Origin of the sequence: Granulicella paludicola (assembly GCF_025685545.1) — a bacterium.
In the GTDB taxonomy this organism is placed as follows: Bacteria; Acidobacteriota; Terriglobia; order Terriglobales; family Acidobacteriaceae; genus Granulicella; species Granulicella paludicola.
In genome coordinates, this window is record NZ_JAGSYC010000021.1 from 103,178 (window position 1) to 116,178 (window position 13,001).

The following is a 13,001-nucleotide window of genomic DNA, read 5'->3' on the forward strand; positions in this document are numbered from 1 at the left end:
TACTACGACGTTGGCGACGAGTGAGGCACCAAGGAAACGTCCGGAAGACTGGTTGCCTGCCGCCGAGCCGGAGAAGACGCGCGGTCGCTTGAAGGTATTCCTTGGCTATGCGCCGGGGGTGGGCAAGACGTTCAGCATGCTGAGCGAGGGGATACGGCGCAAGGCCCGCGGTGAGGATGTGGTGATCGGCGTGGTGGAGACGCACGGTCGCAAAGGGACGGCGGAGCTGGCCGTGCAGCTGGAACAGGTACCGCAGCGGGAGATCGACTACAAGGGCACGATGTTTACGGAGATGGACCTTGAAGGGATTCTGGCGAGGCGACCGCAGATCGTGCTGGTGGATGAGCTGGCCCACACGAATATCGAGGGCAGCCGCTTTGCGAAGCGGTATGAGGATGTGCTGCTGCTGCTTGAGAACAACATCGATGTGCTGAGCACGATCAATGTGCAGCACGTGGAGAGCCTGACGCCTCGGATACAGAGCCTGACAGGAGTGGCGGTGCGCGAGGCAGTGCCGGACTGGGTGCTGGATAGAGCTGATGAGATTGTGATCAGCGATCTGACGCCGGAGGCACTGGCAACTCGGATGCGGCGAGGGGATATCTATCCGCTGGAACGTGCGGAGAGAGCTCTGCAGAACTTCTTTCGTCGCGGCAACCTGATTGCGTTGCGCGAGATGGCGCTGCATCGGGTGACGCGAGCGGTGGATCGGACGCTGGATGACTATGTGAAGCGCAAGCAGCTGGGTGCGCACTGGTCGGTGACGGAGAAGGTGGCGGTGTGCATCAGCGCGAGTGCGCAGGCGAAGGACTTGATTGCGCGTGGGGCTCGCCTGGCGGAGGGCCTAGGCGGCGAGTTTTACGTGGTGCATGTGGCGAGTGCAAAGGATGAGAGCGTCGAGCGAAAGCGGGTGCTGGAGACGAGTCTGCAGTTCGCGCGGAACCTGGGAGCGCAGGTGGTGCAGCTGACGGGCAAGAATATTCCATCGACGACGGCGGCTTTTGTGACCGAGAACCGCATCACGCAGACGATCTTTGGGCGCTCGGCGCTACATGGGATGAAGAAGTGGATGTATTACCTGGCGATCCAGCGGTTCATGTCGGAGGCTCCGCATGTGGATCTGCACATCGTGACACATGAGGAACGGTAAGGCCGTATAGGATTCAAGTATGCGCATCCTGATTGTTGACGATGAACGGCAGATTACCCGAGTGCTGCGGACCTCGCTGCAAAGCAGCGGGTACGAGGTGTCTGTCGCGAACAATGGGATGGAGGCATTCAACCTGTTCAAGAGCGTTGCGCCGGACCTGATCATCACCGATCTGTCGATGCCGGAGATGGATGGGCTGGAGCTGACGCGGGCGATTCGCAGCATCTCCGAGGTGCCGATCATCGTGTTGTCAGTGCGAGGCCAGGAGCCGATCAAGGTGGCGGCGCTCGATGAAGGCGCGGATGATTATGTGACCAAGCCTTTCAGCATGCAGGAGCTGCTGGCGCGGGTACGCGCAAACCTACGCAAAGGCATGCGAGCGGAGCCTGAGCAGGTGGCGATCACGGTAGGCGGACTGACGATCGATACGGCGACGCGGCGGGTGAAGGTTCAGGGGGTGGAGACACATCTGACGCCGAAGGAGTTCGACTTGCTGCTGTTGCTCGCGGGCAGTCCTGATCGGGTGCTGACGCATCGGCATCTGCTTCGGAGCGTGTGGGGGCCTGCGGGCGAGGACCAGCCGGAGTATCTGCGGGTGCTGGTGGCACAGCTGCGGAAGAAGCTGGATGCGACCGACAGCTCGCGGTATATCGAGAGCGAACCCTGGGTGGGGTATCGGTTGAAGGGTCAACCCGAAGGTTTATAGGAAGCTCGTCTTCACAACTTCTTAATGCCTTCTCTACGAAATCTCAACGCCGTCCCTACGGACTTCCTACGGGGACACATCGTTCACTAGATACATGGAAATGTACGCCATGTCTCGCAGTGTCCAGTATCTGAGTTCTTCTGCAGCGCCCGGTCCGGGACGAATCCGGCGGACTCCCATGACAACCCCTCGTGCAGCGACTGCGGGCTGATCCCTGCAATGCGGTGACGCGTCCGCGACGCGATCTCTGCGACGCGGATGGAGTTCGGCACGGTGATCCACTCTTCAAAAAATCCAAGAGCACTTTGTAAAGGAAAGGCCAATTGATGTTCAGCAAGAAAGCAATGATGATGGCGGCACTATGGATGCTGACCGCACCGTTCGCGGTGGCACAGAGCAGCAGCACGAGTAGCAGCAGCGACATTAGCAGCAGCAACGGTCCCTCGGCGAGTGAGCCGCAAGCGGACGGGCAGACGGCGCAGACGGCGGCACCGACGCCTGCCGTACCGCTCGATCAGAGCTTCTTCCACCGACTGGGTCGCGCCTATGCGGCAGACTGGGCAGGCAATGGTCCCGGTACCGCAGTGCCGCAGGAGCCTCGCCGCGGCACGCCAGCGCCGCTTCCCTCCCCTCCGTACCCAGCGAGCGATTGGCCGATCGGCGGCACAGTCGTCGTTGGAGCGCCGGATGGACAGACGTATCCGCTGATGCAGGCCATCGATGCCAATAAAGATGTGAACAAGATCTACGGCTGGATCGAGGTCGGAGCAAACGGTTCTACGAATAATAAGACCAACGCAAGCAAAGGCATCGCGGCGAATGCGCCAGCGGCATATGACGTGTACTCGAATACGGTGCAGCTGGATCAGCTGGCGCTGTACTTCGAGCGGCTGGAGAACACGGCGCAGAACGACCACTTCGACTGGGGCTATCGGGTAACGGCGTTGTACGGCACCGACTACCGGTTTACGACGTCGCACGGTTTGTTGAGTCAGCAACTGCTGGTGAAGAACTCTCAGTACGGCTTTGATCCCGTGATGTTTTATTTCGATATGTACCTGCCGCATGTGGGCGAGGGCACAGTGGTGCGCGTTGGCCGCTATATTTCGCTGCCCGATATCGAAGCGCAGCTGGCGCCGAACAACTACACGTATTCCCATTCGATTCTGTACACGTACGATTGCTACACGCAGGTGGGCGTGAACGTAACAACGAAGATCAACAGAAACTGGACGGTACAGGGCGGCCTTTCGGCCAGCTGCGACACGATGCCGTGGACGACGGACGCCAAGCCGACGGGCAACGTATGCGTCGTGTTTACCTGGCACAATGGCGGCGATGCGCTGAACACCTGCGACAACACAATCAATGACGGAAAGTACGCATACAACAATCTGACTGCGTTCTACGAGACGTGGTATCACCGCATCAGCCCGACGTGGCACACCGATACCGAGGTCTGGTATCAGTACATGAAAGACGTGCCGAATATGTATTGGTACAACGGCGGCTATGCGAAGACGGCCGCGCATCCGTGGCCGGAGACAAATGGCGCAGGCGTGAACCTGAACTTCGGTGCCGTGTGTCAGGACCCGCGGCTGGCTGCGTCCAAACAGTCTTCGACCTGCTTTGCGCCGGAGTGGGCGATCACGAACTACGTGGAGCACAACTTCTGGCACAACACTGCGTCGTTGAACATCCGCAATGAGTATGTGGACGACATCAAGGGCCAGCGCACCGGCACTCCAGCGGCCTATGAGGAGCATATGGTCGGCTTCGACTTCTGGTCAGGTTCAACGATCACGTTCCGTCCTGAAGTGAGCTATACGAAGTGCTACAGCAAGTTCACCACGCTCGATGGCAAGCCGGTATCGTGCACGGACATTAGCGCAGGCAGTTCGGTTGCGAGCGACACGCAGGAGTGGCAGGCAGGTTCGCCAAGCGCGGCGTTGGCAACAGGACGCGGCAAAACATCGTCGCTTACCGTCGCTGCCGATCTGATCTGGCATTTCTAAACAAGATGGGAGCGGGTGCGCTTCACCCGCTCCCCTAACAAAGGTACGGAGGCAGTATGTACGACGTTCTGGCACTGCTGATAACAGGTGCATTGTTTGCGCTGGGGCTGGCCTACATGGCTGGCTGCCAGCGCTTGAAAGGCGGCCCTCGATGATCGAAGAGATCGTATCGCTCGTGCTGGCTGGGTTGTTACTGATTTACCTTGTGTACGCGTTGTTGCGTCCGGAGAAGTTCTAGATGTCACTGAATGGCTGGTTACAGATCTCCCTGTTCATCGCGCTGATTTTACTGCTAGCAAAGCCGATGGGCAGTTACCTTACGAGTGTGTTTGACGTCGATAGCAAGACGAGGCGCAGGACGTGGCTTGACCCTGTGCTTGGGCCCATTGAGCGACTGCTGTACCGGTTGACGGGTGTCGATCGCGAACACGAGATGCGATGGACCGAGTATGCGTTCGCGATGTTCGCGTTCAGCGCGGTCACGCTGGTGTTGACGTATGGCGTGGAACGGTTGCAGGGCTTCCTGCCGTGGAACACACAACATCTGCCGGGCGTTGCTTCGGACACGGCGCTGAATACGGCGATCTCGTTTACAACAAATACAAACTGGCAGAGCTATGTGCCCGAGACCACGATGAGTTATCTGACACAGATGCTCGGGCTGGCTACACATAACTTCTGGTCGGCGGCGGTGGGACTGGCTCTGGCTGTGGCGTTTGTGCGCGGTATTGCGCGGCGCGAGAGCAAGACGCTGGGCAACTTCTGGGTCGATCTGACGCGCGGAACGCTGTGGATACTGGTGCCGATCTCGGTGGTGTTTGCGCTGGCGCTGGTATCGCAGGGCGTGGTGCAGAATTTGCGACCGTACGATCACGCAAAACTCGTCGAGCCGCAGACGCTGACGACAACGGGTGCAGATGGCAAGAGTGTTTCGACGACGGTGACGACGCAGACGATTGCGCAGGGACCGGTCGCCTCGCAGGAGGCGATCAAGATGCTCGGCACGAACGGTGGCGGGTTCTTCAACGCCAATAGTGCGCATCCGTTCGAGAATCCGACGCCGCTGACGAACTTCCTGCAGATGCTTTCGATCTTCCTGATACCGGCTGGCTTGACGGTGATGCTGGGCAAGATGGTGGGCTCACCGAAGCATGGCTGGGCGGTGCTGGCGGCGATGACGATCCTGTGGTTCGTGGCAACGTTCGCTTGCTACTGGGCGGAGTCGCAGGCGAATCCGCTGATGCATAACGTGGACCAACGAGCCTCGTTGACGATGGCTGGCGGGAACATGGAGGGCAAGGAGGTACGTTTCGGCATTGCGAACTCTGCGCTGTTTGCCGCGGTGACCACGGACGCAAGTTGCGGTGCGGTGAACTCGATGCATGACTCGTTCACGCCGCTGGGCGGCATGGTGCCGATGGTGAACATCCTTCTGGGCGAGATCGTGTTCGGCGGAGTGGGTGCGGGCCTTTACGGCATGCTGGTGTTCGTGGTGGTGGCGGTGTTCATCGCAGGGTTGATGGTGGGTCGAACGCCGGAATACCTGGGCAAAAAGATCGAAGCCTACGACGTGCAGATGGCGATGCTATACCTGCTGATCTTTCCGCTGCTGATCCTTGGCTTTGCTGCCGTTGCGGTGATGATGCCGACGAACGGAGTGAGCGTGCTCGCCAACAAGGGACCGCATGGGTTGAGCGAGGTGCTGTATGCGTATGCGTCAGCGACGGGTAACAACGGGTCGGCGTTTGCGGGTTCGAACTGGAACACGCACTGGTACAACTACTCGCTTGGCTTCGCGATGTTCTTTGGGCGCTTCATGATGATCGTTCCGATGTTGGCGATTGCGGGCAACCTGGCGGGCAAGAAGATCGTGCCGGAGTCGGCGGGAACGTTCCCGGTGACGACGCCGCTGTTCACGGTGCTGCTGGTGTCGGTGATTGTGATCGTCGGCGCGCTTACGTTCTTCCCTGTGATCAGCCTGGGCCCGATTCTCGAGCACCTGCTGCTGCACGCTGGACACATGTTTTAGAGAGCTACTGGAGAGAGTATGTCAACGGCAAGTGAGTTGAAGGGACGCAAGTCCTTATTTGATGGGGCAATTGTGCGACGCGCGGGTGTGGATGCTCTGCGCAAGCTGTCGCCGCAGTTGATGATGAAGAACCCGGTGATGTTCGTGGTGGAAGTCGGTAGCGTGCTTACGAGCGTGCTGTTGATCGCGGACACGATGCGCGGGGTTGGACATTTCCGGTTCGATCTGCAGATCACGTTGTGGTTGTGGTTCACGGTGCTGTTCGCGAACTTTGCCGAGGCGATGGCTGAGGGCCGTGGCAAAGCGCAGGCGGACGCGCTGCGGCTGGCGAAGTCGGAGACAACCGCGTATCGCTTGAACAAGGCTGGCGTGGTGGAAGAGGTTCCGAGTTCGGATCTACGGGTGGATGACAAGGTGAAGGTGGTCGCCGGGCAGATGATTCCGGGCGATGGCGAGATCATCGATGGCGTCGCTTCTGTTGATGAGTCCGCGATTACGGGTGAGTCCGCGCCGGTGATTCGCGAGGCAGGTGGCGATCGATCGGCGGTGACGGGCGGAACCCGGGTGCTGAGCGATGCGATCACGATTCGCATCACTTCGAATCCGGGCGAGACGTTCCTTGACCGCATGATTGCGTTGGTAGAAGGAGCCGAGCGGCAGAAGACGCCGAACGAGATTGCGTTGAATATTCTGCTGGCCGGGCTGACGATCATCTTTCTGCTCGCGGTGGTGACGCTGCAGCCGTTTGCGATGTACTCCGGCGCGCCGCAGACGATCTTCGTGCTGATCTCGCTGCTGGTGTGCTTGATCCCGACGACGATTGGCGGACTGCTGTCGGCGATCGGTATCGCAGGTATGGACCGCCTGGTGCAGCACAACGTGCTCGCAACGTCTGGACGTGCGGTTGAGGCGGCTGGCGACGTGAACACGCTGCTGCTGGATAAGACGGGCACGATCACCATTGGCAATCGGCAGGCTGCAGAGTTTCTGGCGGCGCCGGGAGTGAGTGGCGAGCAGTTGGCCGATGCGGCGCAGTTGTCGTCGCTGTCGGATGAGACGCCGGAGGGCCGGTCGATTGTGGTGCTGGCGAAGCAGCTGTATTCTCTGCGCGGGAGAGAGCTGGCGAAGCTGAATGCCGAGTTCATTCCCTTCTCTGCGCAGACGCGCATGAGCGGTATCGAGGTGGAGGGGCGCAGCATTCGCAAGGGTGCTGTCGACGCGATTGGGCGATACCTCGAAGAGCATGGAGTGAAGATGCCGAACGAGGTGCGTGATGCCGTAGAGACAGTGGCACGCAGCGGAGGCACGCCGTTGGTGGTGGCAGAGAATGGACGGGCGCTGGGCGTGATTCACCTGAAGGACGTGGTGAAGGGCGGCATGCGCGAGCGGTTCGAGCAACTGCGGGCGATGGGGATTCGGACGGTGATGATCACCGGCGATAACCCACTGACGGCGGCGGCGATTGCTCGCGAGGCAGGCGTGGATGACTTTCTTGCCGAGGCCAAGCCAAAGGACAAGATGGACCTGATCAAACGCGAGCAGGCCGAGGGCAAGCTGGTGGCGATGACGGGAGATGGGACGAACGATGCTCCGGCACTGGCGCAGGCCGACGTAGGCGTGGCGATGAACAGCGGCACGCAGGCTGCGAAGGAGGCCGGAAACATGGTCGATCTCGACAGCAATCCGACGAAGCTGATCGAGATTGTGGCTATCGGCAAGCAGTTGCTGATGACGCGCGGAGCGCTGACGACGTTCTCCATCTCGAACGATATCGCCAAGTATTTTGCGATCATTCCTGCGATGTTTGCGGGCGTGTTCCCGGTGCTGAACGCTCTGAATGTGATGCATCTGCATAATGCGGAGTCGGCGGTGCTGTCGGCGATCATCTTCAACGCGCTGATTATCGTGGCGTTGATCCCGCTGGCGCTGCGTGGTGTGAAGTACCGGCCGATGTCTGCGGCGGCGCTGCTGCAGCGCAACCTGCTGGTGTATGGCCTGGGTGGCGTGATCGTGCCGTTTGTCGGCATCAAGCTGATCGACATGCTGATTGTTGCTGTCGGATTGGCGTAAGGATCGTCGCCGCTTCAAGCAAGAAGCAGGTCCTTCGCTTGCGCCCCAACGAACAAAGAACGTTCGTCGGGGACCCCGCCTACGCTCAGGATGATAAGGCCTGAGAGAGCATGAAAGGTTTTAGGAGAGATAGAGATGAAGAAGCATATTGTGACGGCGGTTCTATATACGGTGGTGACGGGTGTGTTGCTTGGGATTGTGTATCCGTTGGCGATCACGGGGGTGGCGCAGCTGCTGTTTCCTAAGCAGGCGGATGGAGAGCTGCTGACGAAGAATGGTGAGGTAATCGGGTCGCGGTTGATCGGGCAGACGTTCACGGGGGCCAGCTACTTTCACGGTCGGCCTTCGAATGCCGGAACTGGATACGATGCAGGGTCTTCGTCGGGGTCGAATCTTGGGCCTACGAGCAAGGCGCTGATCGATCGCGTGCAGGCGAGTGTGACGACGGAACAGGCGAATGGGGCGGTGCCGGTAGATCTGGTGACGGCTTCGGGTTCTGGGCTTGATCCAGATATCTCGCCTGCGGCAGCGCTGTATCAGGTGCCGCGCATCGCAGAGCAGCGCAAGATGTCGTCCCAGATGGTGGAGGCGCTGGTGCGAGGGCATATCACGCAACGGCAGTTCGGGTTGCTGGGGGAGCCGAGGGTGAATGTGCTCGAGTTGAACCTGGCGCTGGATGAGATGGCGCGAAAGGAATAAGTTTGGCGCGAAAGGAATAGCCTGTACCGAAATTATTTATTGGATGACAGTTATTTCATCGATGCACATGGCGTAGTTAAGGTCTGTCGAGTCATAATTCGATATGGCTGAGAAGACCAACGAGACTGAGTTGATACCGGATGAGGCCTTGCGGCCGGAGGAGAGCGAGAAGACTCCTGCGAGCCGCCTGAGCCGCCGGTCGTTCCTATCGCATCTGGGTGCTGCAGGTATTGCTGTAACGGCTCCTCCGTTGCTGGCGGCTGCTGCTCCTGCGCTGGCAGAGACGCAGGCAACCCCTGCTGTCGCTGCCGGAACTGTGGCAGTGACGCTGAAGGTGAATGGGCAAGCGCATCCGATGCAGCTCGATCCGCGGACGACCTTGCTGGATTGCCTGCGGGACAACCTTGAACTTTCGGGCACGAAGAAGGGCTGCGACCATGGCCAGTGCGGTGCCTGCACTGTGCATGTGAATGATCGCCGTGTGAACAGCTGCCTGTCGTTGGCGGTGATGCACGAGGGTGATGAGATCACCACCGTCGAAGGACTGGGGCAACCGGACCATCTGCATCCGGTGCAGGCTGCGTTCATTGAGCATGATGCTTACCAGTGCGGCTATTGCACGTCGGGGCAGATCATGTCGGCGGCGGCGGTACTGAAAGAGGGCGTGGGGCCTACTGATGATGACGTGAAGCATGCGATGTACGGCAATATCTGCCGATGCGGCGCGTATCCAAATATTGTTGCGGCGGTCCAGGCGGCTCGGCGGGCTTAGGCGCTGGTTGGCATCCTGCATAAATGCTGATCCCTACGGGATGACAAACGAAACGGAATGACGAACGGTTGGGCAGGAGTTCACGATGGATGCGTTCAAGTTCAGTAGAGCGGCGACGGTAGATCAGGCGACGGTGTCGGGTGCCGGTCCGGTCAAGCCGATTGCGGATGTGCGGTTCGTGGCAGGCGGGACGAACCTGATCGACATGATGAAGCTGAATGTCGAGCGTCCGAAGGTGGTGGTGGACATCAACGGGCTGCCGCTGGATAAGGTTGAGGCGACGCCGCAGGGTGGACTTAAGCTGGGTGCGCTGACGCGAAACTCGGATGTGGCGAAGCATCCTGTGGTGGTGCGGGACTACGCGGTGCTCTCGGAGGCGATCCTTTCAGGAGCTTCGCCGCAGTTGCGGAACATGGCTTCGACGGGCGGGAACCTGCTGCAACGGACGAGGTGTCCTTACTTCCGCGATACGGCCCATGCGTGCAACAAGCGCGAGCCGGGTTCGGGGTGCTCTGCGATTGGCGGACATAATCGCATGTTAGCGATCCTGGGAACGAGCAAGGATTGCATTGCGACGAATCCTTCCGATCAAAACGTGGCTTTAGCCGCGCTGGAGGCGATGGTCGAGGTTCAGGGGCCGAAGGGCAAACGCAGCGTGCCGATGCACGAGTTCCATGTGGTGCCGGGGGCGACTCCGCACCGCGAGACAGTGCTGGGGGCAGGCGAGATCATTACGGCAGTGACGCTGCCGGCTCCGTTAGCGGGATCGAAGCAGGTGTACCTGAAGCTGCGGGACCGGGCGGCGTATGAGTTTGCGCTTGCCTCGGCTGCGGTGGTGATGAAGGTGGATTCCGGCAAGGTCTCGCATGTGCGTGTCGCACTGGGCGGCGTGGGTACGAAGCCGTGGCGGTCGTTCGAGGCCGAACATGAGCTGATGGGTAAGAGCGTCGATGCGGCGAACTTCCGCAAGGCCGCTGAAGTTGCTCTCAGGGATGCGAAGGCCAGTAGTGAGAATGGCTACAAGATTGAGCTCTCGAAGCGGTGCCTTGTGCGCGCATTGACCATGGCGAGTGTTTAAGCGGTTGTCCCTCAGGGGCTAAAGCCCCATTTTCAATGAAGCATCTATAGCGGGGCTGAAGCCCCGCCCCTACAAAGCAAGATGAGATGGCAGGCGGAGATTTCGACTTATGGATTTCAGCGAGTTTCTCGATTTTATTCAGGGCGATCAGAGCGCACCTTCGGGCAAGCCCGCTCCGGCCGCACCGCCCTCGGCGATCATTGGCGCTTCCCTGTCGCGTGTGGACGGGCCGCTGAAGACGACGGGCACGGCGAAGTATGCCGCAGACTTTCACCCGAAGAATCTGGCGTATGCCGTGCCGGTGTGCGCGACGATTGCCAGCGGCAAGATTGGCAGCCTCGATGCCAGCGCGGCAGAGAAGATGCCGGGCGTGGTGCTGGTGCTGCACCATGGCAACATTGGGCCCCTGTTTCGAAGCGGGTCGGGTGGGCGCAATAGCGAGGCGCGGCCTCCTTTTGAGGACGAGGTCATCAGCTATTGGGGTCAGTATGTGGCAGTGGTCGTGGCGGATACGTTTGCGCAGGCGCAGGCCGGAGCAGCGGCGGTGAAGGTGACGTATGTCGCTGACAAGTTCAATGTTTCGCCGAAGCTGGATGATGCGATCCCGGCGATAGGCGAGCCGGGTGGGCCGCGTGTGGCGAGCCATCGCGGGGACTTCGAAGCGGCGTTTGCCTCGGCTCCAGTGAAGGTGGATGCGGTGTACAGCACTCCGGTCGAGACGCATAACCCGATGGAGATGCATGCCACGACCGCAGTGTGGGATGGCAAGAAGGTCACGCTGTACGAGAGCTCGCAGGGCGTGATGAACCACTTGGGCGTGATGGCCCAGGTGCTGGGCGTGCCGAAGGAAAATATCGAGGTAGTCTCGCTGTTCATCGGATCGGGATTCGGCGGAAAGCTGTTTCCCTGGCCTCACTCGGCGATGACGGCTGTGGCGGCGCGCAAGCTGAATCGGCCGGTAAAGCTGATGGTGAGCCGGAAGATGATGTTCTCGAACGTGGGACACAGGCCGAGGACGGAGCAACGGATGCGGCTGGGTGCCACGCAGGACGGCAAGCTGCTGGCGCTGGGGCAGGACTATCGGAACCACACCTCGTTCGGAGATGAGATTCGCGAGAACTGCGGCGAGGCGACACCGTTTATCTACAGCACGGCGAACCTCCGCGTGAGCTCGGCGTTAGTGAAGAGAAATGTAGGGACACCGACTCCAATGCGCGGACCGGGCGCTGTTCCCGGCCTGTTCGCGGTGGAATCGGCTATGGATGAGCTGGCGATTGCGCTGAAGATGGACCCCGTGGCTTTGCGGATGGGCCTCGATACGCAGACGGACGAGAGCACAGGTAAGCCTTTTTCTTCTCGCCATTTGAAGGAATGTCTTCAAGTTGGATCCGAGAAGTTTGGCTGGTCGAAGTACACGCCTGCCGTGGGCTCAATGCGCAAAGGCGACCTGGTGCTGGGTTGGGGTGTCGCGTGTGCAAGCTGGAGTGCGGGACGCGGTGTGAGCCAGGCGAGTCTGAGTCTGCTGCAGAACGGGCGGATTCGGGTGAGCTCGGGCACGCAGGATATCGGAACCGGAACTTATACGGTGGTCGCGCAGATTGTGAGCGATAAGACGGGTGTGCCGCTGGACCGCATCGACGTGAAGCTCGGCAACAGTTCCTATGTGCCGGGGCCGATGTCGGGTGGCTCGACCGCGACTGCTTCGGTGGTGCCGTCGGTGGCTGACGCGGCGAAGGCAGCGATCAAGACGATGCTGCAGATCGCTGCTGCTTCCAAGGATTCCCCCTTCTCTGGCAAGGATGCGGCGACGCTGGCGTTCAGCGGCGGCCGAATCTATGAGAAGGGTAAGGATGCGGCGACCGGCGTGCCCTTCGAAACTGTGCTGAAGTCTGCGAACATGGCGAGCGCGGATGGCGAGGGCAAGTCGGGTGGCCAGGGCTCGGACACGGATGCCAAGAACTACTCGATGCATTCGTTTGGAGCGCAGTTTGTTGAGGTGGAGTGGGACCCAGGGATTGCGAAGCTGCGCGTGAGCCGCGTGGTGAGCGTAATCGATGGCGGCCGGATCATCAATAAAAAGACAGCGACGAACCAGATTGCCGGAGCGGTGGTGATGGGTGTCGGGATGGGGCTGCTGGAGGAGACGATCTACGATCCTCGGAACGGTCACGCCATCAACGACAACTTTGCGGACTATGTGGTACCGACGAGCGCGGATTCGCCGGAGATCGACGTGCATTTCCTGGACATTCCTGACCCACAGATCGGCGAGTATGGAGCGCGCGGGATCGGCGAGATTGGGCTGGCGGGGATCGCTCCGGCGATTACGGCGGCGGTGTATCACGCAACCGGGGTTCGGGTACGGGCGCTGCCCGTGCGGGTTGAAGACCTGCTGACCTCGAAGGTTCTGATTTAGGGGGCGCAGGTAGCCTAAACGTTATATCGCAATACGGTACGTTACTCTCGTTTGCCGCATCGAACG

Annotated in this window: 10 protein-coding genes; all 10 read left to right on the plus strand. The window is 60.1% G+C overall.

Annotated features, from left to right (window positions below):
- Positions 1-10: 10 nt before the first annotated feature.
- The 10 genes from OHL14_RS04965 (at position 11) to OHL14_RS05005 (ending at position 12,935) form a co-directional block, all read left to right on the plus strand.
- A complete protein-coding gene (locus OHL14_RS04965; protein WP_263378219.1) occupies positions 11-1,150 on the plus strand; it encodes a histidine kinase in 1,140 nt (379 codons plus the stop codon).
- Between the two features lie 19 nt (positions 1,151-1,169).
- A complete protein-coding gene (locus OHL14_RS04970; RefSeq protein ID WP_263378220.1) occupies positions 1,170-1,856 on the plus strand; it encodes a response regulator transcription factor in 687 nt (228 codons plus the stop codon).
- Positions 1,857-2,182: 326 nt separating this feature from the next.
- On the plus strand, positions 2,183-3,871 hold the full coding sequence (locus tag OHL14_RS04975; RefSeq protein WP_263378221.1) for a porin: 1,689 nt from the start codon (positions 2,183-2,185) through the stop codon (positions 3,869-3,871).
- 151 nt (positions 3,872-4,022) lie between these two features.
- Positions 4,023-4,109: a K(+)-transporting ATPase subunit F gene (kdpF, locus tag OHL14_RS20185; RefSeq protein ID WP_396270978.1), complete on the plus strand. Its 87-nt coding sequence runs from the start codon at positions 4,023-4,025 to the stop codon at positions 4,107-4,109.
- On the plus strand, positions 4,110-5,900 hold the full coding sequence (kdpA, locus tag OHL14_RS04980) for a potassium-transporting ATPase subunit KdpA (protein WP_263378222.1): 1,791 nt from the start codon (positions 4,110-4,112) through the stop codon (positions 5,898-5,900).
- Between the two features lie 18 nt (positions 5,901-5,918).
- The gene (kdpB, locus tag OHL14_RS04985) at positions 5,919-7,970 is read left to right on the plus strand and encodes a potassium-transporting ATPase subunit KdpB (RefSeq protein WP_263378223.1); all 2,052 of its coding nucleotides are present in this window, start codon (positions 5,919-5,921) and stop codon (positions 7,968-7,970) included.
- A 135-nt stretch (positions 7,971-8,105) separates the two neighbouring features.
- A complete protein-coding gene (kdpC, locus tag OHL14_RS04990) occupies positions 8,106-8,669 on the plus strand; it encodes a potassium-transporting ATPase subunit KdpC (RefSeq protein ID WP_263378224.1) in 564 nt (187 codons plus the stop codon).
- A 103-nt stretch (positions 8,670-8,772) separates the two neighbouring features.
- Positions 8,773-9,441, plus strand: coding sequence for a (2Fe-2S)-binding protein (locus OHL14_RS04995; protein WP_263378225.1), 669 nt, complete (start codon positions 8,773-8,775; stop codon positions 9,439-9,441).
- 85 nt (positions 9,442-9,526) lie between these two features.
- Complete coding sequence (locus OHL14_RS05000) at positions 9,527-10,519, plus strand: FAD binding domain-containing protein (protein ID WP_263378226.1); 993 nt, start codon at positions 9,527-9,529, stop codon at positions 10,517-10,519.
- 109 nt (positions 10,520-10,628) lie between these two features.
- Positions 10,629-12,935, plus strand: coding sequence for a xanthine dehydrogenase family protein molybdopterin-binding subunit (locus tag OHL14_RS05005; RefSeq protein ID WP_263378227.1), 2,307 nt, complete (start codon positions 10,629-10,631; stop codon positions 12,933-12,935).
- Positions 12,936-13,001: the final 66 nt, after the last annotated feature.